At 70.1% G+C, this 22,146-nt stretch carries 19 protein-coding genes and 2 pseudogenes; 7 read left to right on the top strand and 14 right to left on the bottom strand.

Going from position 1 to position 22,146, the window contains the following annotated elements; all coding sequences use genetic code 11:
- Positions 1-288: 288 nt before the first annotated feature.
- From ATK36_RS24955 to ATK36_RS24940, 4 genes are read right to left on the bottom strand one after another with little or no spacing between them, the layout of a single operon-like run.
- Positions 289-996, bottom strand: coding sequence for a TetR/AcrR family transcriptional regulator (locus ATK36_RS24955; RefSeq protein WP_098513713.1), 708 nt, complete (start codon positions 994-996; stop codon positions 289-291).
- A gap of 22 nt (positions 997-1,018) precedes the next feature.
- Positions 1,019-1,741 carry a maleate cis-trans isomerase family protein gene (locus ATK36_RS24950; protein WP_098513712.1) on the bottom strand — a complete coding sequence of 241 codons (723 nt, stop codon included), beginning with the start codon at positions 1,739-1,741 and terminating at the stop codon, positions 1,019-1,021.
- A complete protein-coding gene (locus tag ATK36_RS24945; RefSeq protein ID WP_098513711.1) occupies positions 1,738-3,369 on the bottom strand; it encodes a (2,3-dihydroxybenzoyl)adenylate synthase in 1,632 nt (543 codons plus the stop codon). The genes ATK36_RS24950 and ATK36_RS24945 overlap by 4 nt, the downstream gene beginning before the upstream one ends.
- Positions 3,366-4,880: an FAD-dependent monooxygenase gene (locus ATK36_RS24940; RefSeq protein ID WP_098513710.1), complete on the bottom strand. Its 1,515-nt coding sequence runs from the start codon at positions 4,878-4,880 to the stop codon at positions 3,366-3,368. The genes ATK36_RS24945 and ATK36_RS24940 overlap by 4 nt, the downstream gene beginning before the upstream one ends.
- A gap of 144 nt (positions 4,881-5,024) precedes the next feature.
- On the opposite strand from ATK36_RS24940, the gene ATK36_RS24935 reads away from it, so the two are divergent.
- Together ATK36_RS24935 and ATK36_RS24930 are read left to right on the top strand one after the other, a co-directional pair.
- Positions 5,025-7,124 carry a hydantoinase/oxoprolinase family protein gene (locus tag ATK36_RS24935; protein ID WP_098513709.1) on the top strand — a complete coding sequence of 700 codons (2,100 nt, stop codon included), beginning with the start codon at positions 5,025-5,027 and terminating at the stop codon, positions 7,122-7,124.
- Positions 7,121-9,424, top strand: coding sequence for a hydantoinase B/oxoprolinase family protein (locus ATK36_RS24930; RefSeq protein ID WP_098513708.1), 2,304 nt, complete (start codon positions 7,121-7,123; stop codon positions 9,422-9,424). Before ATK36_RS24935 ends, ATK36_RS24930 begins: the two co-directional genes overlap by 4 nt.
- Positions 9,425-9,654: 230 nt before the next feature.
- On the opposite strand, the pseudogene ATK36_RS33825 reads toward ATK36_RS24930, so the two are convergent.
- Positions 9,655-9,780: pseudogene (locus tag ATK36_RS33825) on the bottom strand (ketopantoate reductase family protein); the annotation flags it as partial.
- Between ATK36_RS33825 and ATK36_RS24920 the strand changes: the two are divergent.
- From ATK36_RS24920 to ATK36_RS24910, 3 genes and pseudogenes are all read left to right on the top strand, one after another.
- Positions 9,728-10,243: a TetR/AcrR family transcriptional regulator gene (locus ATK36_RS24920; protein WP_098515158.1), complete on the top strand. Its 516-nt coding sequence runs from the start codon at positions 9,728-9,730 to the stop codon at positions 10,241-10,243. The pseudogene ATK36_RS33825 and the gene ATK36_RS24920 sit on opposite strands and share 53 nt — an antisense overlap.
- Before the next feature lie 170 nt (positions 10,244-10,413).
- Positions 10,414-10,848: a VOC family protein gene (locus ATK36_RS24915; protein ID WP_098513707.1), complete on the top strand. Its 435-nt coding sequence runs from the start codon at positions 10,414-10,416 to the stop codon at positions 10,846-10,848.
- Positions 10,849-11,055: 207 nt separating this feature from the next.
- Positions 11,056-11,714: pseudogene (locus tag ATK36_RS24910) on the top strand (fasciclin domain-containing protein).
- A 245-nt stretch (positions 11,715-11,959) separates the two neighbouring features.
- Here the strand turns inward: ATK36_RS24910 and ATK36_RS24905 are convergent.
- On the bottom strand, positions 11,960-12,292 hold the full coding sequence (locus ATK36_RS24905) for a VOC family protein (RefSeq protein WP_098513706.1): 333 nt from the start codon (positions 12,290-12,292) through the stop codon (positions 11,960-11,962).
- 110 nt (positions 12,293-12,402) lie between these two features.
- Here ATK36_RS24905 and ATK36_RS24900 point away from each other — a divergent pair, with 110 nt between their 5' ends.
- Positions 12,403-12,906, top strand: a complete 504-nt coding sequence (locus ATK36_RS24900) for a winged helix-turn-helix transcriptional regulator (RefSeq protein WP_245915110.1) — start codon at positions 12,403-12,405, stop codon at positions 12,904-12,906.
- Positions 12,907-12,996: 90 nt separating this feature from the next.
- Here the strand turns inward: ATK36_RS24900 and ATK36_RS24895 are convergent, their stop codons facing one another.
- The gene (locus ATK36_RS24895; protein WP_098513704.1) at positions 12,997-13,956 is read right to left on the bottom strand and encodes a LysR family transcriptional regulator; all 960 of its coding nucleotides are present in this window, start codon (positions 13,954-13,956) and stop codon (positions 12,997-12,999) included.
- A 92-nt stretch (positions 13,957-14,048) separates the two neighbouring features.
- On the opposite strand from ATK36_RS24895, the gene ATK36_RS24890 reads away from it, so the two are divergent.
- Positions 14,049-15,026 carry a M64 family metallopeptidase gene (locus ATK36_RS24890; RefSeq protein WP_098513703.1) on the top strand — a complete coding sequence of 326 codons (978 nt, stop codon included), beginning with the start codon at positions 14,049-14,051 and terminating at the stop codon, positions 15,024-15,026.
- A gap of 168 nt (positions 15,027-15,194) precedes the next feature.
- Here the strand turns inward: ATK36_RS24890 and ATK36_RS32475 are convergent, their stop codons facing one another.
- From ATK36_RS32475 to ATK36_RS24855, 7 genes are read right to left on the bottom strand one after another with little or no spacing between them, the layout of a single operon-like run.
- Complete coding sequence (locus ATK36_RS32475) at positions 15,195-15,365, bottom strand: hypothetical protein (protein WP_170069636.1); 171 nt, start codon at positions 15,363-15,365, stop codon at positions 15,195-15,197.
- A 12-nt stretch (positions 15,366-15,377) separates the two neighbouring features.
- A complete protein-coding gene (locus ATK36_RS24880) occupies positions 15,378-16,751 on the bottom strand; it encodes an alkaline phosphatase family protein (protein WP_098513701.1) in 1,374 nt (457 codons plus the stop codon).
- Complete coding sequence (gene eboE / locus ATK36_RS24875) at positions 16,748-17,824, bottom strand: metabolite traffic protein EboE (protein WP_098513700.1); 1,077 nt, start codon at positions 17,822-17,824, stop codon at positions 16,748-16,750. The genes ATK36_RS24880 and eboE overlap by 4 nt, the downstream gene beginning before the upstream one ends.
- Positions 17,821-18,684, bottom strand: a complete 864-nt coding sequence (locus tag ATK36_RS24870) for a TatD family hydrolase (protein WP_098513699.1) — start codon at positions 18,682-18,684, stop codon at positions 17,821-17,823. The genes eboE and ATK36_RS24870 overlap by 4 nt, the downstream gene beginning before the upstream one ends.
- 2 nt (positions 18,685-18,686) lie before the next feature.
- Positions 18,687-20,099 carry an EboA domain-containing protein gene (locus tag ATK36_RS24865; protein ID WP_098513698.1) on the bottom strand — a complete coding sequence of 471 codons (1,413 nt, stop codon included), beginning with the start codon at positions 20,097-20,099 and terminating at the stop codon, positions 18,687-18,689.
- On the bottom strand, positions 20,096-20,944 hold the full coding sequence (locus ATK36_RS24860; protein WP_098513697.1) for an SCO3242 family prenyltransferase: 849 nt from the start codon (positions 20,942-20,944) through the stop codon (positions 20,096-20,098). The genes ATK36_RS24865 and ATK36_RS24860 overlap by 4 nt, the downstream gene beginning before the upstream one ends.
- On the bottom strand, positions 20,941-22,098 hold the full coding sequence (locus ATK36_RS24855; RefSeq protein ID WP_098513696.1) for an inositol-3-phosphate synthase: 1,158 nt from the start codon (positions 22,096-22,098) through the stop codon (positions 20,941-20,943). Before ATK36_RS24855 ends, ATK36_RS24860 begins: the two co-directional genes overlap by 4 nt.
- Positions 22,099-22,146: the final 48 nt, after the last annotated feature.

The following is a 22,146-nucleotide window of genomic DNA, read 5'->3' as shown; positions in this document are numbered from 1 at the left end:
CGCTCGGCTCTCCAGACCCAAAAATCCGTGAAGGGTCCTTCACAGACTCTGAGTCCAGGGTGTCGGCGAAGTCGGTGTGAAGGTCTGTGAAGGGGCCCTTCACAGACTCAGAGTCCGTGAAGGGGCCCTTCACAGACCCGAAACCGGCCCGGCGCACGCCACGAGGTCGTCGCACACACCTCCGCATCGCCCGATGCCGGATCCCCGACCAACTTTGCCGGGACCCTGGACTGAGCCGTGAAGGGGCCCTTCACGGACCTTTGCTGACCGGCCGGGCCGACCGGGGGGTCAGCGGTCCAGCAGGCGTTCCAGATGGTCGAGATCGGCCCGGAGCTGCTTGATCACGGCGGCCGGGCCGGTCTCGCCGGGCGCCTCGCCGGGGCGTTGCAGCGCGCCGACGGCCATGTCTGCGAGCTGCTCGGTCACGCCCTCGGCGGTGTCCCGGCCGCCGGGGTGGAACCACCACGCCACCCAGTTGCACATGCCGAGCACGCCGAGCGCCGCGACCCGGGCGTCCACCGGGCGGAAGCTGCCGGCGCGTACCCCGTCGTCGATCACCCCGGCGATGGTCTTGAGCACGGCGCGACGGTCGGTGTCGTAAGCCTCGGTCAGCTCCGCGGGCAGCTCGGCCTCGGAGCGGATGAGCAGCCGGAACCGTTCGGGCTGGGTCGCCCGGCGCCCGACGAGCACCGCGACGATGCGACGCAGGGTGTCCACCGGATCGGCGTGCTGCGCGGCGAGCGCGTTCAGCTCGTCGAGCGGGCCGCTGGTCACCTCCGTGACCAGCTTGGCCAGCAGCTCGTCCTTGCTCTTGACGTAGTGGTAGAGCGCGGGCCGGGTGATCCCGAGGGCGTCGGCGATGTCCTGCAGGCTGGTGCCCGCGAAACCGCGTTCGGCGAACAACCGGGTGGCATGCTCGTACAGCTCGTTCTCCACCAGCTCCCGTCGGGTGGTGCTGGCTGCGCCGCGCTTGCGGCCGGACCCGTTCGCACTCATGACGCTGATCGTAGGGCGGGACTCACCGCGACGCGGCGAGGAGGCGGCCGGCGTCGGGTATCGCCGAGTCCAGACCGAGCCCGGTGAGCAGCGCGTAGGCACCCGCGGTGGCGGCCGAGAGCACCGGGATCCCGAACTCCTCCTCCGCGGGCGCGACCAGGTCGAGCGAGGGCATCTGCACGCAGGCGGAGATGATCAACGCATCCGCCGATGTCAGATCCAGCCCCCGCGCGGCCGCCAGCACGCGCTCGCCCGGGATGCAGCCGACCTCGGTGTTGTCGCCGACTTCCAGCGCGGCCCAGTCCAGGACGGTGAACCCTTCGGCCTCCAGGTACGCGACGACCTGTTCGGCGAGGGGCCGCAGATACGGCGTGACCAGTGCGATCCGCGAAGCACCGAGCGCCCGCAGACCGGCGACGAGCGCGCCGGCGCTGGACAGGATCGCGGTGTCCGCGAGCTGTGTACGAAGCTCCGCTTCGACACGCTGGTGCTCCCCCGGGCCTTGCGCCATCAGCGCGACCAGGCAGGCGTAGAGCAGGGCATCCACGTGCGCGTCGGCCAGCTCGGCGACGCACCGTTCGCGCTGCGCGTTCATCGCCTTCAGCTCTTCCGGAGACACCTGGTGCATCCGCATCCGGCTGGAGTGGAAGGAGAACCGCTCCGGATGCCGGGCGAGCAGCGCGGGCAGCTCGGTCTCCACGGTGACGTTGGAGCTGGGCACGATCAGGCCGATCCGATGCGTCACGGCGCACTCACTTTCGTTGCGATGTCGGCGGTCAGGCGCTTCTTGTCCGCCTTGCCGACGAGCGTGCGGGGAATCTCGGGGAGGTGCTCGATGCGCTCGGGCCACTTGAACTTCGCCACTTCGAGCGCGGCGAAATGCGCCTGGATCTCCGGCAGGGTCAGCTCGGGCCCGTCCACCACGAGGTAGGCGCAGGCCCGTTCGCCCAGGCGCGGATCCGGCATCGGCACGACCGCGGCGCCGGTGATCCGCGGGTGCCGCAGGAGCAGCAGCTCGACCTCTTCGGCGCTGATCTTCTCGCCGCCACGGTTGATGAGGTCTTTCAGCCGCCCTTCGATCGAGACGTAGTACGCGCCTTCGATCTCCGTCAGAGCGGCCAGGTCGCCGGTCCGGTAGAAACCGTCCGAAGTGAACGCGCGGGTGTTGTGCTCGGGGGCGTCGAAGTAGCCGTGCAGCGTGTAGGGGCCGCGTGCGCACAGCTCACCGACCGCACCGGGGGCGACCTCTTTTTCCGTCCCTGGTTCCAGGATCCGCACTTCGTCCCATTCGGACAGTGGCGTGCCGACGGTCTCAAGCCGGGCACGACGCGGTGTGCCCGGCCGGGTGGTGAGGAAAAGACCTTCCCCCATCCCGAAAAGCTGACCGGACCAGAGTCCGCGTGCTTCGAGCGCGTCGAACAGCGCCGGTGGCACCTTGGCCCCGGACAGCACGATCTGGGTGACGGCCTTCGTCGCCGCACCGAACTCCGGATGATCCGCCGCGCGATAGTGACCGTGTCCGAAAAGGACGTGCGTGGCGGCTTCGCGGGCCATCAGCGGCAACGACTCGTCGAGATCGGGGCTGCCGAGCACCAGGCAGCCGCCGACGCTGTGCGGAGCGTGCAGGCCGCAGACGATGCCGGCGTTGTGGATGATCGGAATCAGATGCGCGACCCGTGTCTGTTCGGTCCAGCCCCAGGAACGCGCGTACTCGGCCGCGTTGAACCAGTATTCGGCGTGCATTCGCGGGATCACCTTCGGCACCCCGGTGGTGCCGCCGGAAAGCTGATACACCGCGACGCCGTCCGGATCGAGGCCGGACTGGATGCGTTCGACCAGCGCACGGGCCTCGGCCGGGGACACGCCTTCGCCGACGTCCTCAATGGACGGTCCGCGCGGATCCTCGCCCAGCACGAAGAACTCCCGCAGCGTCGGATGCCCGTCCTGCTGCTGCACGGCGAACTCTACGAGGTCGAAGCCGCGGGTACCGGCCTCGACCAGGTGCGCGACCGCGCCCACCCGCCTGCTGATCTCCCCGATCTCGTGCCCGCGATGCGCGGAAAGCGTGGCAACCGGGATCAGCCCGGCCTTGAGCGCGCCGTACCACGCGACGACCGCGCCGCGCCGGTTGGTGACTTGGAACAGGATCGGCTCGCCGGGCCGCAGGCCCCGTCCGGCCAGCCCGGCGGCGACGAGGTCGCTGCGCCGGTCGAGTTCGGCGAAGTCGAGCCGCCCGTCCAGCGCAACCACCGCGTCGCGGCGCGGATGCTCGACCGCGATCCGGTGGAACTCGGTGGCGATCGTGGCCGTCCCCCACAGGCCCGCCTCGCGGTAGCGACGGACGTCGGCGGCCGGGTAAGGAACGACGCTCATGCCTGCTCCTCGCTGAGCCGGACCAGGTCCGTACGGCCGCTGACCAGCCCCGCCGCGAGATCCTCGCGCAGGGCGGCCGGGCCTTCCACCGCGGTCAGCTCCCCGGTTTCGAGCCGGATGCGCTCGGCGAGGTCGAGCCGGGTGAGCACATCGGACCGCGCCGCCGGGCCGGTGACCAGCACGCCCCCGCTCCCCCGGCCGCGCGCGACCAGCGCATCGGCTTCGGCCGACCAGGGATTGCGCAGATCGACGTGCACCCGTTCCAGCTCCGGCACCGTAACCCGGTCCGGGAACGTGCGTCCGCCGTGCGTGAGCGGGCGATCGAGCACCCACTGGACGAGGTCCCCGTCCGGCCGAGCCCCGCCGTACTGGCGCAAGGCCGCGCCCACCGCGTCCGGGCTGCTGCCCGCGAACCGGTCCAGGGAAACGTTTCCCGCCCGCGACATGTAAGCCACCATAAGCCGTTCCACCGGCAGTTCGAGCCGCGACGGAAACGATTCCCACCACAGCTGGCTGCGGCGGGCGAGTTCCTGCAGGCGTTCCACCGCCGGTCGGCGCAGCGCCTCGTACCGGGCGAAAGCCGTGGCGAGATCCGGCGAATCCCGCAGCACCGCGACGAGCCCGATGGCGTCCTCCATGGCCAGCTTCGTGCCGGAGCCGATCGAGAAGTGCGCGGTGTGCGCCGCATCGCCGAGCAGCACGACGTTCCCCTCGGACCAACGCTCGCAGCGCACGGTCCGGAATCGCAGCCAGCGGGTCCGGTTGCCGATCAGCCGGTGCCCGCCCAGCTGTCCGGCGAAGATCTTCTCGAGGTACCGCAACGATTCCTCGTCGGACGCGCTGGGCGGAGCGCCCTCCAGCGCGGCGGTCGTCCGGTCGAAGCCGGCGTTGCGCCAAGTCCGCTCGTCGGTTTCGATCAGGAAGGTGGACCGGCCGCCGGAGTAGGGGTAAGCATGCGCGACGAAGGTGCCGTACTCGGTCTCCACCGGCGCGAAAACGGCGTCGGGCAAGGAAAAGTCCGCACCGCACCACAGGTAGAGCCCTTCGCCGGTCTCCACGTGCGCCCCGAACGAGCCGTCCTCGCGCGTCGCGCTGCTCACCCCGTCGGCCGCGACGACGAGATCGGCGTCCAGCTCGGCAGCGGAGCGCCGCACCCCGAATTCCAGCTGCACCCCGGCCTTCTCCGCGTGCCGCTGCAATACGGCCAGCAGCTCCGTGCGGGCGACGCCGATCAGGCGGTCGTTGCGCACCCGGACGCGATGACCTCGGACCTGCATCGTCATGTCGTGCCGGATGCCCGTGGCGACCAGCTCGCGCAGGGTGTCCGGGTCCGCGCTGTCAAGGTTGCGCTGGGTGCCCGAGGCGAGGCCGACCCCGAAGCCGAACGTGGCGTCCGGCTCGCCCTGCTCGTGAACCTGCACCTCGCAGGCGGGATACGCGAGCTTGAGCAGGCGGGCGGCGTAGAGCCCACCCGGCCCACCCCCGAGCACCGCGACCCGTCGTGGCTGCATCACGGACCTCCGAAGACCTGTATTGACGGTTGCGTCGACTATTTGACGTCATGGATACCGAAGAGTCAAGGTTGACTCTTGTCGCTACCGTTGAATAGTCTACTCAAACGTCAACACCTCGCCTCGCGCAAAGGAGCGCCTGCCATGGCCTACGTCATCGGCGTGGACGTGGGCGGCACGTTCACCGACGCCGTCCTCGACGACGACGCCGGGACGGTGCTCGCCGCCAAGTCCCCCTCCACCCCGCCGGACTACTCCCGGGGCGTGCTCGACGTCCTGACCCTGCTCGCCGAGCAGCTCGGCCGCACCCTGCCGGAGATGCTGGCCGAGACCCACCACATCGCGCACGGGACGACGTCCTCGCTCAACGCGCTGGTGACGGGCAACGTGCCGCCGGTCGGGTTCCTCACCACCAAGGGCCACCGGGATTCGATCTTCATCATGAACGTCGAGGGCCGCTACCTCGGCCGGTCCCCGCACGAGCTGCAGCACGTCCTCGGCCAGGACAAGGACCACTCACTGCTGCCGAAACGGCACGCGCTGGAGATCACCGAGCGCATCGACCGGGACGGCACCGTGGTCGTCGCGCTGGACGAAGCGCAGGCCCGCGCGGCGATCCGCAGCCTGGTCGACGAGGGCGTGCAGGCCATCGCGGTCTCGCTGCTCTGGTCGTTCCGCAACCCGGCGCACGAGCATCGGCTGCGGGAGCTGATCACCGAGGAGGCGCCGGGGCTCTTCGTCGCGCTGTCGTCCGAGGTGAGCCCGCGCATCCGCGAGTTCGCCCGCAACGCCACCACGATCATGAGCACGCAGATCGGCCCCGGCCTGCGCGACTACCTCGGCACGCTGGAATCCTCGCTGCGCGAGCACGGGCTCGTCGGACCGCTGCTGGTCATGCAGTCCAACGGCGGGGCGATCGCGGCCGCGGAGGCACCCGCGGCGGCGATCAGCACGGTCGGTTCGGTGCTGACCGGCGGCGTGGTCGGCTCGGTGGCACTCGGGCGTCAGCTCGGCCACCGCAACATCATCTCCACCGACGTCGGCGGCACCACGTTCCTGGCCGGGCTCGTGGTGGACGGCGAACCGGTCCGCGACACCGGCACGGTGATCAACCACCACCCGATCAACGTGCCCACGCTGCGGGTCGACGCGATCGGGTCCGGCGGCGGCGCGATCGCCTGGCTCGACGCCGGCGGGAACCTCCGCATCGGGCCGCACAGCGCGCAGGCCGTGCCCGGTCCGGCCTGCTACGGCAACGGCGGCACCGAACCGACCAACACCGACGCCAACCTCGTCCTCGGGATCCTGCCCGAACGCGGGCTGCTCGGCGGGCGCAAGCCGTTGTCGAAAGACCTTGCGCGCCAAGCCATCGAGACCCGGATCGCGAAACCGCTGGGGCTTTCGGTGGAAGAGGCGGCAGCGGCGATCTACACCGTGCAGAACGCGCAGACCGGCGACCTGCTGCGCAAGACCGTGGTCGAATCCGGCCACGACCCGCGCACCTTCGTGCTCTACGCCTTCGGCGGGGCCGGACCCGCGCACTGCGCCGGTTACGCCGCGGAAGTCGGGTGCGACGAAGTGGTCGTGCCGCTCGGCCCGGTCGCGTCGGCGTTCTCGGCGTTCGGGCTGGCCTCGTCGGACATCGCGCTCGCCGCGGAGCTGTCCGACCCGACCGTGGTCCCGTTCGATCCCCAGCGTGCCGAGCAGAACTTCACCGAGCTGGCACAGCGGGTCCGGGATGGCCTGCAACGCCAAGGCGTGCAGTTCGAACGCGTCGAGCTGTACCGCGAGATCGACATGCGCTACACCATGCAGCTGGCCGAGGTCACCACTCCGGTCGTGAGCGGGCCGCTGGACATGGCGGCGATCGAAGCCGCCGCAGCCGGATTCGAGCAGCGCTACGCGGAATTGTTCGGCGCCGGCGCCGGTTTCCGCGAAGCCGGGATCCAGGCGATCACCTTCCGGGTCCGCGGCATCGGCATCCTGCCGTTCAGCCCGGAGCTGCCCGGCGTGCCCCCGGCCGAACGCGACCCGGAGCCCGTCACCACCCGGCCGGTGTGTCTCGACGCCGCCACCGGCTACGTCGACACCGCGATCTACGACTACCAGGAACTGCGCGCCGGGCACGTGCTGAGGGGCCCGGCCGTGGTCGAGGTGCCGACCACCACCGTCGTGGTGCCCGCGGGCACCACCGGCACCGTCGACCACCTCGGCAACCTGACCATCCGGAGGAGCACGCGATGACCATGCCGATCCCCGGCTCGGAGGCCTTCTCCAGCCGTCCCGTCGACCCGGCGGAACTCGCGCGTTCGCTGCCGGCGTCGCTGCCCGTGCATACCGTCACCGACGAACAGGTCGCCGCGCTCGACCCGCTCACCTACGAGGTGATCCGGCACCGGCTCTGGTCGGTCACCGACGAGATGGGCGAGGCGCTCAAGCGGATGTCCGGCTCGCCGATCGTCACGGACGCCAACGACTTCGACTTCGCCATCTCCGACGAGCTCGGCCAGGAGGTCCAGGTCGGGCTCTACAACACGATGCTGGTCGGCGCGGTCGACCTGGCCATCTACTGGACCCTGCGCAACCGCGCGGACAATCCGGGGATCGAGGCCGGGGACATGTTCCTGTGCAACGATCCCTGGGTCGGCGGCGGGCTGCACCAGAACGACGTGATCGTCTACCAGCCGGTGTTCCACGACGGGAAGCTGTTCGCCTGGACCAGCGCCATCGCGCACCAGCCGGACCTCGGCGGCGTCGGGCTCGGCTCGTTCTCCCCCGCCGCGCAGGACGTGTTCTCCGAATCCCTGCCCACCCCGCCGGTCAAGGTGGTCCGCGACGGCAGGCTGCAACGCGACGTGGCCGACCTGTGGGTGCGCCGGTCGCGGGTGCCGATGCTGGTCGGGCTCGACCTGCGGGCCAAGATCGGCGCGAACAACGTCGGCGCCGAACGGCTGCACGCGCTGATCCGGCAGTACGGCGCGGACACCGTCAAGGCCGTGATGAAGCGGATGATGTCCGACGCCGAATCCCGGCTGCGTGGGAAACTCGCCACCCTGCCCGACGGCAGCTGGACCGCGACCGGCTACCAGGACCAGTCCCACGAAGGCGACCGGAACCTGCACAAGATCACGGTCACCACCACCAAAACCGGCGAACACCTCACCTTCGACTTCACCGGCACCGATCCCCAGGCCGGCGTGGTCAACTGCACCTACGCCGGGATGCGCGGCGGCGTCATGCTCGCCCTGCTCCCGATCCTGGCCGGGGACATCCCGTGGTCGGCCGGCGGGCTGATGCGCTGCTTCGACCTGATCACCGAGGAGGGCACGCTCAACAACGCGACCTTCCCCGCCGCGGTCGGCCGCGGCCCGATCGGCCCGGCCTGGCTGACCGGCAGCCTGGTCGCGGACTGCCTGTCCCAGATGCTCGACCGCGATCTGGAACTCGGCAAGAACGTCCAAGCGACCTGTTGCGGCACTTGGGACACCGCCGTGATCGCCGGGCTGGACGAACGCGGCGCGCAGCCCGCGCCGTTCCTGTCGATCATGATGGAGCCGATGGCCGGCGGCTACGGCGCACGCCCGCATGCCGACGGAGTGGACACCGGCGGCCTGTTCTGCATCCCGATGGGCCGGGTCCCGGACGTCGAGATGACCGAATTCCTCTACCCGGTGCTGACGCTGTGGCGGCGCGAGGTCCCCGATTCCGGCGGCCCGGGGCGGCATCGCGGCGGGCTCGGCGCGTCGATGGCCTTCACTCCGCACGGCACCAGCGTGCCGATGGGACTGGTGCTCGCGTCGGCAGGCAAGGCGGTCGCGCAGAACAGCGGGTTGTCCGGTGGACTGCCCGGCAACAGCGGCCTCGATGTGGTCGCCCGCACCAGCCGCGTGAAGGAACTCTTCGCGGCGGGCGAGATGCCGGCCGAGCTGTCCGAAGTCAGCGACACCCTGGAACCGGGCCAGAACTATGCCTCCAGTTATCTGGCGCCCGGTGAGGTGTTCGCCATGACCTGGCAGGGCGGCGGTGGCTACGGCGACCCACTCCTGCGTGACCCTTCCGCCGTGGCCCGGGATCTCCGCGAGGAGAAGATCACTGCCGAGGCCGCCCGTTCGGTCTACGGCGTGGTGCTGGAATCGGGCACTGTGGACTCGGCGGCGACCGAGGCCGTCCGCTCCCGCCGGCGCGACACGCGACGTACTCGCTCCCGCGTCACCGGCCGGACCAGCGGTCAGGCAGACCTGTCCACCGCCCGCCGCATCGACGACAACCTCGTCGAATCCGGCGACCGCATCGCCTGCGGCCACTGCGGCGAAATCCTCGGCGACACCGGCGAAACCCCACTGGCGCTGGCGGTCTACGACGGCCCGCCGACCGAAGCCGGTCCGCAGATCCTCGCCACCGCGACCGATTACGTCGACGCCCCAGTGGTGTTCCGGCAGTACAGCTGCCCGTCGTGTTGGACCGCCCTATGGTCCGGGGTCGTCCCGGCCGACCACCCCGACCTGGCGACCAGCCTCGGCCGCCTGACCGTCACCACCGGCTGACCCCGCCCCGCGCCCCGCCCCGCCCCGAAAGGCTGTGAAGGGGCCCTTCACGGACTCTGAGTCCGTGAAGGGCCCCTTCACAGCCTTCACCTCAGCTCGTGGTCAGGGGCGGCACTGACCGCCGGCCCGGTCACCGCGGCCGCCGACCTGTTCGGCGCCGAAACGGCCGAGGCCGCCCTCATCCTCGGAGTGGCGCCGGAGCGGATCTCCACCATCGCCGCGCACGCTTCTTCCCGGGCGAAGTCCGGCTCCGCCGCTTCCAGGTGCGGCGCCGGGACGCCGAGCCGCCGCGCTTCCGCCAGGGTGTCCCGGCAGATCTCGCGCGGTTCCCGCGCCGACGCGTCGGAGTGCGTCTCGAAAGCCGGCGTCGGAGTCGGCACGCTCTATCGCCACTTCCCCACCCGGGAGGCCCTGGCCGAGGCCGTCTACCACGAGGAAATCGTCACGCTGTGCGAGCGCGCCCGCCGCCTGCCGGAAACCCTGCCCGCCGACGAGGCGTTGGCGACCTTCTTGCACAGCATGGTCGACCACATCGACACCCACTTCGGCCTGGCCCGAACGCTCGCCGCACTCATGGCCACCTCACCGGAGGCGCGCGCCGAAAGCAGTGCAGCGCTGGAGCAAGCCGTCACCGATCTGATCGCCGCCGCCATCGCGGAGGGCACCGTGCGTGACGATGTGGACGCCGGCGCCGTGATGATGGCCCTGCACGGCATCGGCGCAGCTCACGACCGCCCTGCCTGGCGAACCGAAGCCGACGGCGTGATCACCCTCCTGCTGGACGGGTTACGCCGACCCTCGGCTCGTCACCGGGGGTAGCGGCTGGACGGAACTCGAGAGCAGGGCGAACCACGGAAAGTTCACCAAGCACGGTACGCACAATTTCCGCACGACACAGAATCACGTTCGAAGCTATTCGCGGACCCTGGCAGAAGATTTCGCCGGATAAGTTGATCGAATAATTGAACAGCCCGCGCTAGAGTGGCCGGATGACATCGGTCAAGCAGGTCCAGATCACCTTCGACTGCGCGGAGCCCGAGCGGGTCGCCCGTTTCTGGTGCGCGGCGCTGGGCTACGTCGTCCCACCGCCGCCGGCCGGATTCGCCGACTGGGCGGATTTCGACCGCGCGCAGCCTCCGGAGAAACGAGGTGCCGCATTCGCCTGCGTCGACCCCACTGGAGCCGGGCCGCGGCTGTACTTCCAGCGCGTTCCCGAGGGAAAAGTCGTCAAGAACCGGGTGCACCTGGACGTGCGGGCGGGCACCGGCCTGACCGGGCAGGCCCGCGTCGCGGCGCTCGAAGCCGAATGCGCCCGCCTGATACCCCACGGCGCGACACGGGTGCAGCTGCTCGTGGCCGACGGCGGGAACGAGTCCTGCCTGCTGATGCAAGACGTCGAGGGCAATGAGTTCTGCCTCGACTGAAGTGTCGCTTGTGGACAGATAGTCCCCAAGCCCCGGTTCGGAGCCCCGCCCGCCCCGGATTGGTACGCAGCGCAGCTTTCCGTCGAGTCCACCCGTCCGAGGGATATTCACCCCGGGACCCATCCGTTCCGGCGCGGGTGCCGAATCACCGGCATCAGCGCAGTTCCCCCGCGAACTGCCTCCGCCGCTCTCGAGGAGTGAACACCCGTGAACAGGTTCCGCGTCGCCGGTCTCGGCTTCACCGCAGTCGCCGCGATCGCCTTGTCGCCTGCAGCAGCAACGACCAGGCCTCGTCCGGTGGTGCCTCCAGCAGCGCGCCGTCGTCGATGTCCGCGCCGACGTCGAGCGCTTCGGGCGACGGGATGACCACCAACGCCGACGTGTTCGGGCCCGCCTGCAGCCGGCTGCCGCAGGGCAGCGCCCCCGGTTCGCTGGACTCGATGGGCCCGCAGCCGGTCGCCGGCGCCGCCTCGACCAACCCGCTGCTGACCAAGCTGGTCGCCGCGGTCAAGGCCACCAACCTCGTCGACACCCTCAACAGCCAGCAGGCGATCACCGTGTTCGCCCCGGCCGACAGCGCCTTCCAGACCCTCGGTGACGCGAAGTTCACCAAGCTGGCGAAGAACCCGAGCCAGCTCACCCCGATCCTGCAGTACCACGTCCTGGGCAAGCGCTACGACGCCAAAGGCCTGTCCGCCGCGGGTTCGGTCACCTCGCTCAACACCGCGGGCGGCCCGATCAAGATCGAGGGCTCGGGCGACAGCATGACCGTGAACGGCGCGAAGGTGCTGTGCGGCAACATCCCGACCAAGAACGCCACGGTCTTCGTGATCGACAAGGTGCTCACCCCGGGCACCGACAAGTAGCCTCCCGCTCCGGGCCGCCAACCCCTCCCTTGCGGGCGGCCCGGCACACGGCGGGCGCCGCGGTTCCGCGATCACCCGGAACCGCGGCGCCCGCCTTCGGCTGCCGAGGCAGCCTCCCGATCCGGTGGCGGAGCCCAGGGAGCCACCACCGGGGGACGCGACAGCGGCAGCGTCCCGCCGGGCCGTCACGACGGTGACGGCCCGGCCCTTCTGTCCACAGTGGACGAGAGACTGCCGGAAGACGCTCAGGCCCCGGTCAGCACGACCCGGTTGCCGTCCGGATCGGTGAGCGGCAGGATCCGCGCGCCGCCGCCCGGCTGCGGAGCCTCGCGCCCGAGGCCCGCCGCGCGCAGGTGCGCCGCAGCGGCATCGAGGTCGGTCTCTTCCAGCACCACCGTCGACGCCCCGGCCCGGCCGGGTTCCGACCACACCTGCAGGCCGTAGGTCTCCCCCAGCTGCCATTCGAGCAGGCCCGCCATCGGGCGGGTGTCCGGGCCCCGGCCGAAGAGCCGGGTGTACCAGTCCTCCGCACGGCCCAGATCGGTCACCGTGCTCTGCGCGAGTATCCGGCGGATCATAAGCGGCCCTCCCCGCGGTCAAGGCAAGTGGTGGTGAAATGCAAGCACCTTGAGGGAACCACGGGTGGTGGTAAATTGCAAGCAGTCGGTCCACCGGCGAAGGGAAGGCGATGACAGGCACACCCCGGACAGGCATGCCCCGCTCGGGTTGCGCGATCAACGCCGCGATCGAGGTGCTCGGCGATCGCTGGAGCGTGATCGTGCTGCGCGACCTCATGTTCGGCGAGAACCGGCACTTCCGGACGCTGCAGCGCGCGTCGATGGAGGGCATCGCCTCGAACATCCTGGCCGCCCGGCTGCGCGATCTGGTCGCAGCGGGCCTGCTCACCCGGGAAGACGCCGGCTCCGGCAAGCGCGCCGCCTACAGTCTCACCGAATCCGCCATCCAGCTGGTCCCCGTGCTCGCCGAACTCGGCTGGTGGGGCCTGAACCACCAGCCGACCTCCGAACCATTGCGAATTCGCGCGCAGGTCCTCTATGCGGGCGGCCGTCCGCTGTGGGAGGACTTCATGAACGAGCTGCGTGAAGAACACCTCGGCATCCCCGCCCCGGACACCGGGCGGCCGACGGTCCGCGAACAGCTCGAAAGAGCGTACGCATCCGCGAAAGCCTGAATCCGCCGCGCATCCTGCCGCCGGGATCACGGCCCTGATCCGGCACCCCACGGTGCCCACATCAGACGGACAATCTCCGGTGAATCGACGTTACCCCAAGACGAGATCGCCGCGGGCCGCGCGCCAATCCCGGTAGGCGGGGCTGGCGGCGGTGTCGCAACGGTACGCGTCCCCGGCCGCGGCGAGCAGTGCCTCCGGTTCGCGGCCGAACACCCCGTCGGTCCGCCAGGCGATCAGGTAACGCATCCACAGTGGATCTCCCGACAGCGGGCGGATCGCGATCTCCGGGGTCGTCGGGAAAGTGACCCGGCACGGGGAAATCGCCCGCCCGGCCGCGATCAACCGGTGCAGGGCCTGCAGTTCGGTGCTGCGGTGTGCGACCCGCGGCCGGAACCCGGCCCGTCCACAGGCGTCTTCGAACGACTCCGGCCAGCCCGCGCCGTCGGAAGGGCCGAGCACCCAGCGTTCCCCGGCCAGCGCGGACAGGTCGATCTCCGTCGCGACGGCCGCGGGATGATCGGCCGCGAGCGCCACGAACACCGGCTGCATACCCAGCGGCCGCCGCAGCACGCCCGAGGCCGGCGGCAGCTCGTGACCCGGGTAGTCGGACACCACCGCGGCGTCGAACTGGCCCGCGGAGAGCAGCTCCAGCAGCCGTATCGGGGAGAATTCCGTGCGCACGGAAACCGTGGGGACGTGCTCGGGCCGCGCGATCCGATCGGCCAGTTCGACCACCAGTGAAGACCCGATCCCGCCGAGCGCGATCGGCCGTTCGGCCCCGTTCACCAGCCACCGCGCGGCATCGCGGTGCATGGTCTCCGCCGCGGTCAGCACCGCCCGCGCGCGGGCGAGCACGCATTCGCCGAACTCGGTCGGCACGACTCCGCTGCGGCTGCGCACGAACAGTTTTCCGCCGAAGACCCGTTCGATTCTCTGCACCGAAGCCGTCAACGCGGGCTGACTGCTGCCGATTCCGGCCGCGGCCCGGGAAATGCTGCCCGTGTCGGCTACGTCGCACAGGATTCGCAAATGCCGGAGCTCGACTTCCATAACACCGATGTTAAGACCGGTTGGGATGTCCCGGAAGCCGCCGAAAGTCGGATCGTGAGAGGTCTCTTCCTCCGTCCCCGCAAGGAGTACCCATGCGACGAGCGTCTCTCGTGGCCGTGCTGGCCGGTGTGCTCGCACTCGGCTCCGCCCCGGCCGCGCCGGCCGCCCAGGCAGACCATTTCACTGCTTCGATGGAGGTTTTCGACCCCGGTGGCACCATTCACCGGGCCATGGTGACCCGCCCGGTCGCCGACCGGGCGGCCGGGTGGCTCACCCGCTCGGCGGACGTGGTGCCGATCGAGACGAACGGCCCCAGCGAAAACCACTTCGACCTCGTCGTGACCGGCGACGGCTACACCGCGGCCGAACTGGGCACCTATTCCCAGCATGTCCGATCCAGCATCGACGCATTGTTCTCGGTCGAGCCGTACAAGAGCTATCGCAAGCAGTTCAACATCTGGCAGGTAAACGTCGTTTCGCCGGATTCGGGCGTGAGCAACGATCCGGATCAGGGAATCCAGCGCAACACCGCACTGGGCTCGTATTTCTGGTGCGACGGCGTCGAACGGCTCCTCTGCGTGAACGAGACCAAAGCGAACCAATACGCGGCCGCCGCGCCGGACGTGGATCAGGTCCTCGTGCTCGCGAACAGCACCAAGTACGGCGGGGCGGGCGGCGGAGTCGCGACGTCGTCCGGCGGCAATGCCTCGTCGAGCCAGATCGTCGCGCACGAACTCGGTCATTCCATCGGCGGTCTGGCCGACGAGTACGACTACGGCGACTGCGATCCGAGTGAGCCCGCCGAGCCGAACGCGACCGCGCTGACCGAGGATCAGATGCGCAGTCAGCAGGCGAAGTGGTACCAATACCTCGGAGAGCCCTCGCCGGACGGCAGCACCGTCGGCGCCTACGAAGGTTCCAGGTATTGCCAGACCGGGATGTACCGGCCCAGCGCGGACTCGCTGATGCGCACGCTCGGCGAGCCGTTCAACCCGCCGAGCACCGACGCGATGATCGCCGGGTTCTACCGGGAGGCGCCCAGCCTGGCCCTGCATCGCCCGGCCGCCTGACCCACCGCACCGCGGTCACCGGACCGAATGATTCCGGAACGGACGATGCACACAGTGGACACCCGACCGGCGCGCCCGGCCACCGCAGTCCGGGCCTGCCGATCGGGTGCTGGTGCACGGTGCGAAGGCATGGGCGCGGCACAGGTGGCGGGGCCGTGAAGGGCCCCTTCACGGACTCCAGCCGAGCCGACCGGCGCGGCCACGGGTGCAGCGGGTGCAGCGGCGGCCGGCAGTGCCAGGCCCAGCGCCGTCGTAGCCCCATTCGCCGGCGAGCCGGCACACCTCGGTGAACGGAAGATCCGCCCACTGGCCGGTGAACAAGGTGATCGGACGGCTCATCGGGCTTTCCACCTACTTCAGTCCTTGCAACGACAGCAGCAGCGGATGCACGCCGGTGGCCGCGACGCGGCCGGACGGTGCGCCCGCCGGATCCGAGCAGAGCAGCACCGGGCCGTCCGCGGCGGAATCGGGCAGGCGGCCGTGCGAGCCGCGTACCCAGCGCGGATCGGTCGGCACGACGTCCATCGTGTACCGCAGCCCGGCGAACTTCTTCGCCAGGTTGAGCCCGGCCCTGGCCTTGGCGAACCGGTCCCGCGGATCGAAGAACAGCTCGGCCGGGTCGTAGCCGGGCTTGCGGTGGATCTCCACGCTGCGCGCGAAATCGGGCCGGCGGTCCTCGTCCAGCCAGTAGTAGTAGGTGAACCAGGAATCCGGCTGGGCGACGGCCACCAGCTCACCGGCGCGCTCGTGGTCCAGTCCGTACTTCGCCTGGTCCTCCCGGTCCAGGACTTCGTCCACCCCGGTCAGCCCAGCCGCGATCGCGCGAACCCGGTCCACATCGGACTCATCGCGCACGTAAAGGTGCGCGACCTGGTGGTCCGCGACGGCGAACGCCCGCGACGTCCACGGGTCCAGGTACTCCATCCCGTCCTGGGTGTAGACCTCCAGCAGGCCCTCGCGGCGCAAGGCCCGGTTGAGGTCGATCGGCCGGTGCACGGTGGTGATGCCGTATTCGCTGAGCGCGACCACGGTCGCTCCCGCGTTCCGGGCGTCATTGAGCAACGGTGTCAGGGCTTTGTCCAGTTCTCGGGCCGCCTTCGCCGCCTGCGGGCCGTCGGGACCGAACCGCTGCAGGTCGTAGTCGAGATGCGGGACGTAGGCCAGCAGCAGGTCCGGACGGCGTTCCCGGAGGAGCTGCTGGGCCGCGCCGACCACCCACTTGCTGGACTTGAGCGAAGCGGTCGGACCCCAGTACTGGAACAGCGGGAACTCCCCCAGCTCGCCGGTGAGCCTGTCGTGCAGCTCCGGCGGGCGCACGTACGCGTCCGGCGACTTGCGTCCGTCGGCGTGGTAGATCGGCCGCGGCGTCACCGTGACATCGGTGGACATCCCCATCGCGTACCACCAGCAGACGTTCGCCGAGGTGTAGCCGGGGTGCGCGGCACGCGCTGTCTCCCACAGCTTCTCGCCGCGGACGAGCCGGTTGTGCTGGCGCCACAGGTGGATCTCGCCAAGGTCCCGGAAGTACCAGCCGTTGCCGACGATGCCGTGCTGTGCGGGCAAGAGCCCAGTGAGGAAAGTGGACTGTGCGCTGCAGGTTACCGCGGGCAGGACGGTTCCCAGCTCGGCCTGCCATCCTTCGCGGGCGATGCTGGACAGCTCGGGCATGTACCGCAACGCTTTCGGAGTCAGCCCGACGACATCGATGACGACCAATGGCTTCACGCCGAGACCCTTTCCAGGTTCCCTTGTGCCCAGGCGAGTTCCGCGGCGATCCCGCCGACGAGATCGCCGGCGTCTGGTAGCACGCTCCAGGTGTAGGTTTCCACCTCAACGTGCGGCTGCCCGGGCAACCCCGCGGCTACGGCACGCAGCACGTCGGTGGTGGTGGCCAGCGGCGGCGCCGGGGCTTGGTGCAGCGGCAGGTGGAAGTGCACCCGCCACGGTCCTTCCCCGGGCAACTCGGCCCACGCCTCGGGCAGGTCGTCGGCCCGGCGCACCACGCCGTCTGCGCCGAGTTCCCGGACCTGGTGCAGGTAGCGGGGCTCGGCGAAGGCGGCCAGCTCGGCACGGGCTTGCGCCGGATCGGCGACGTGCAAGGCCGCGGAGGCCTGCACCTTGACCACGTCCACTCCGGACTCGGCGATGGTGGCCAGGGTCGCCACCGGGTCGGCGAAGGAAACGGCCAGATGGCAGGTGTCCAAGCACAGCCCGACGTACTCCGGGTCGACCCGACGGGACAGCCAGTTCACCGCATCGTCCACAGTGTCCAGTACGCAGCCCGGCTCGGGCTCGACCGCCACCCTGATCGGCCGGTCCCCACTCTGCCGGATCGCCTGGACCACCTGGCCGAACGATTCGGCCGCGCGCCGATCGTCGTCGTCGGTCCACGGCTCGCGCCAGCCGAGCGGCAACGTGGAGATGCTGCCGTACGAAGCATCCTCGGCGAGCAACTCCGCCAGGACGGTCACGCAGTCGACGGTGTAGGCGACCCGATCATGGTCGGTCCACCGTGGACGGTAGACCGCGTGTTTGACCACCTCGTCGTGGAAACCGCCGTACGGAAAGGCATTCAGCGTGTACACCGACAGCCCGCGCACGTCGAGTTCGGCGCGAAGAGCCTTGCACGCGGATGCGTCACCGGCGAGGCCGCGAGCCACCGGCGCGGACAACCACAACCCGACGCCGAGCCGGTCCGCGCCGAGTCGCTCCCGCACCGGCAGCGCGTACCGTTCCAGCTGGGCGACGATGCCGCCGACGTCTTCGGCAGGGTGGACGTTCGTGCAGTAGGAGATCATGCGCGGGCACCCCGTAGCACCGAGTTGCCCCCGAATTCGGCGGCCTCGCCGGTGAAACCGGGCAGCGGGCCGAGGGTCAGGCGGCCACTCTGACCGTAGAATTCGACCGGGTTCTGCCACAGCACCCGGTCGACGTCGGCCTCGGTGAAACCGTCGTCGAGCATCGCCTGGCCGGTCTTCGCGGTCTTCAACGGATCCGAACGGCCCCAATCGGCAGCGGAGTTGACGATCATCCGATCCAGGCCGTATCGGCGCAGCAGCGCGACCATCCGGTGTTCGTCCATTTTGGTCTCCGGATAGATGGAGAAGCCCAGCCAGCACCCGGAATCCTTGACCAGCTCCACGGTCACCTCGTTGAGATGGTCGACCACCACTCGTTCGGCCGCGATCCCGGACTCGCGCACCACGTCGAGCGTCCGCTTCGTACCCTCCAGCTTGTCCCGGTGCGGCGTGTGCACCAGCACCGGCAGGTCGTGCTCGACGGCAAGCTCCAGCTGGCGCGCGAAAACCTCGTCCTCCGCACGGGTCATCGAGTCGTAACCGACCTCGCCTACCGCGACCACACCGTCCTTGGCCAGGTACCTCGGCAGCACGCCGAGCACCTCACGGCAGCGCGGATCGTTGGCCTCCTTGGGATTGAGCGCGATGGTGCAGTGGTGCCGGATACCGAACCGGCTCGCCCGGAATCGTTCCCAGCCGATCAATCCGTCGAAGTAGTCGGTGAACGAACCGACCCCGGTACGCGGCTGGCCGAGCCAGAACGCCGGCTCGACGAGCGCGCGGACGCCCGCCGCGTACATCGCCTCGTAGTCGTCGGTGGTCCGTGAGGTCATGTGGATATGCGGGTCGAAGATGCGCACCGCTAAATACCTTTCTCGAGCAGCTCCAGTGCGTCGGCGGGGACGGCGCGATCAGCGGCACGGCGTTCTTCGGCGAAATCGGCGAGCATTCGGAGCAGCTCACCGTCCACCCGGGACTTCAGCTCCGCCACGGCCGCCAGCGGAACCTCCACGAATACGCACTTCAGGACCCCGTGCCGCCAGCCGTGATCATCGAGGAACCGCGCGGCGAACTCGCCCATGGCGGCGGCGACCAGCCGGATATCGTTGGTGCGCAAGGCGTCTTCGACCAGTGCCCGGCCAGCTCGGACGACTTCGGCACCTGGGGAGACCATCGAGTTGAGCGCGCGGAGCACGCCACGTCGTTCGGCATCGTCGCCGTACCGGTAGAGGTCGTTCAACTCCGTGGCCAAGGCGGCATCGTCCACGGCCTCGGCCAGCGTCGAGACCAGCCGGATCCGGGCACGATCGTCCACAGTGCCATGAACAAGCCCCTGTGGATCGTCCGCCGGATGCAGCGGTGCACGTCCGACCGCGCGCCCGGCGGCGGGGAAGAGCGCGCCGATGCTGGACGGTTTCGCGCGAATCTTCCGCTCCGCCTTGGCCTGCCACGGCAACGCGGCGGTCAGGGCCGCGAAAGCGCGACGGGCAGTGTCCGGCGCGGCGTGGCTGTGCCGGGGCAGCTCGACCGCGGCCAGACCCTCGTAGCCGATTTCCTCCAGTGCCGCGAGGGTCCCCGGAAGATCCAGCTCACCGTCACCGAATTCCAAGTGCTCGTGCACGTTCGGCAGCATGTCGTCGAGCTGGACGTTCCACAGCAGCGGACCGGCGAGACGCACGCATTCGGCCGCATCGAACGGTTCCACGGCAACGCAATGCCCGACGTCGAGCGTGACCCCGAACTGCTCCGGCTCGCCAAGTTCCTTGCGCAGGTCCATGACCTGGCTCAGGTGCGCGACGAGATGCCCCGGTTCGGGTTCCATGGCGAGCCGGACCTGCCGCCGCTGGGCGTGCTCCAGCACCGCGGCGACCCCGTCCCGCAACCGGGACCAGGCGATGCCGTCCTCCACAGTGGACACACCGGACCAGAAGGACACGCAGTCCGCGCCGAGGTCCGCGGCGATGTCGACCGTGCGCGTCAGGAAATCGATTCGCGGCGCAGGGTCGGCGGAGAGCAACGTCGGCGAGTGCTTGCGCCATGGGTCCAGGAGGTAGCGCGCGCCGGTTTCGAGCACGACACGGCGCAAGCCGAGCGTGGAGAGCCGGGCGGCGATCCGGTCCACGCGCCGGGCCAATCCGTCCGCGAACGGGTTGAGGTGATCGTGGTCCAGCGTCAGCGCCACCCCCGTGTAGCCGAGGCCGGCGATGACCGTGAGCGCTTCTTCGAGACGGTGATTGGCGAAACCGTTGGTGCCGTAGCCGAGATGGAAGCTCATGTCGGGCTCACCTTTCGCGAAAGCCTGCGCGCCAGCGGCAAAGCGGCCGCGACCAGTGCCGCGCCGGCGACCGACCGCTTCGCGGCGAGAGCTGCCTGCAATGGGACCATGCCGTGGATGCCGGTCACCGTCGCTTTGCGCACGGCGCCGGCGGACGGATCACGGACCGTACCCACCTGCGCCCGGCCGACCAGACCGGCGTAACCGGTAGCGGCCGCCAGCGAAGCCAGCCGGTACCGGCCGCCACGAACCGGACCGGTCAGCGCCAACGTAGTCGCCGCACAGCTGGCAGCCAAGGCTGCACTCGCCGTATTCGCGCTGCCACCATGGACTTCCCCGGCCGACAACGCGGTGACCCCGAGCGTGTGCACCCCGACCGCCGCGGCGGCGCCGGCGGCTTTCGCCGGTTCGTCACCGGCGCCGAGCAGCACATCGAGGGCCCGGCAGACCGCCATCGCGACCGGTCCGGCCGCGGTCGGTTTGAACACGGTGTCGTAGGCCCAGATCGCGGCGGCCAGCGGAACCGCCATCCGCAGCGCGGTCCGGCCGCCGCCAAGCGCGGCCAGCCCCAGCCCGGCCGCGGTCAGGGCGGTCCCGGCGGCCAGCGCCGCGTCCGCGCTCACCCGCCCCGACGGGATCGGCCGCTCCGGGCGTTCCACCGCGTCGAGCTTCCGGTCCGCCCAGTCGTTGAGCGCCATTCCGGCCCAGTAGAAGGCCGTCGACGACAACGGCAGGAGCAGGCGCCGTCCGGTCATCCGCAGCCCCGCCGCGGCGGACCCGGCGACCGTATCACCCAGCACCGTCAGCGCGGCCGGTGCGCGAACCAGTTCCACATAGGCCTTCACAGCGACCCCGCCCAGCTGATCAGGCGGGCGGTCTGCTCCGCGAACCGATGTTCGTCGCTCCCCAGCGGATCTTTGAAGAAGAAGCCGAGTTCGGTCAGCGCGCCGCGCTGCCCGGCGGCGTGGGCCGCGGCCACCAGCCGGGCGAGGTCCAGCACCAGCGGCGCGGCGAGCGCGGAATCGTAACCGGTCCAAGTGAACTGGAGATTCATCTGCGCCCCGAGAAAGCCTTCGAAAGACACGTGGTCCCACGCCGTCTTGACTTCGCCGAGGTCCGGTACGTGGTCGATGTGCAGGGGCGCGGTGACGTCCTCACCGAGCAAGGCCGCGAGACCCCGTGCCTTCGACTCCAGTTTGCTGGCCACGGTCACCGGATCGGCCAGCGTCACGCCGTCACCGCCGCCCAGCAGATTGGTCCCCGACCAGGAACGAACCTTCAACGCCCGTGCGCTGAACATCGGTGCCAGTGCCGTGCGCAGCAACGTCTCACCGGTCTTGCCGTCGCAACCCGCGTACGGCAGGCCTTGTCCTTCGGCGAGTTTCTGCAACGCAGGCAACGTGATTCCCGCGGACGGCGTGAACCCGACATACGAGCACCCCGCCTGCAATGCCGCGTATGCCGCCAGCGAGCTGGGCGGCAGGACAGACCGGGCGGGGTCGGCCAGCGCCGTTTCGAGCGCGTCGAGGTCGTCGTGCTCCGGCAGGTGCGGACACGGCGCCTCGGTGGAGGACACGTCGACGACGACCACCCGCGCCAGCTCGTGCCGCTGCGCGAACGTGCGGAGATCCACGGAAAGCCGCTCGGCAGCGGACGCCTGCGCGCCGGTGTGCGTTGCCGGGTGGTATCCGTCGCGGATCTCGGAATCCACTTCGGACAGTCCAGAACGGACAGCGGCGAGCACCGCGGGGCCGAACATGCCGGCGTGGGCGAGCTGTTCGGCCCGTTTCTCCAGCGGCGTGTGCACCAGATCGTGCCCGCCGAGGACGAGTTCGTCCCAGCAGGGCAGCGGTGTCCCGGCGAACGCGGGCAGCTCGGTGACACAGCCGGTCGGCCCGGCCACCCTGGCACGCAGGGCGAGCAGGCCGACCGCCGCGGTCGTGGCGACCGAGCCCCGTGCGCCGATCAGCCACAGGCCGGTTCGTTGCTGGGCAGGCATTTGTCCACCTTTCGGCCGGATTCGCCGGTCAGTTGCCTTCGGTCGTGG

Source organism: Amycolatopsis sulphurea (assembly GCF_002564045.1).
Classification (GTDB): domain Bacteria; phylum Actinomycetota; class Actinomycetes; order Mycobacteriales; family Pseudonocardiaceae; genus Amycolatopsis; species Amycolatopsis sulphurea.
The sequence above is the reverse complement of the archived record's forward strand: the minus strand, read 5'-3'. Positions and strand labels throughout refer to the sequence as shown.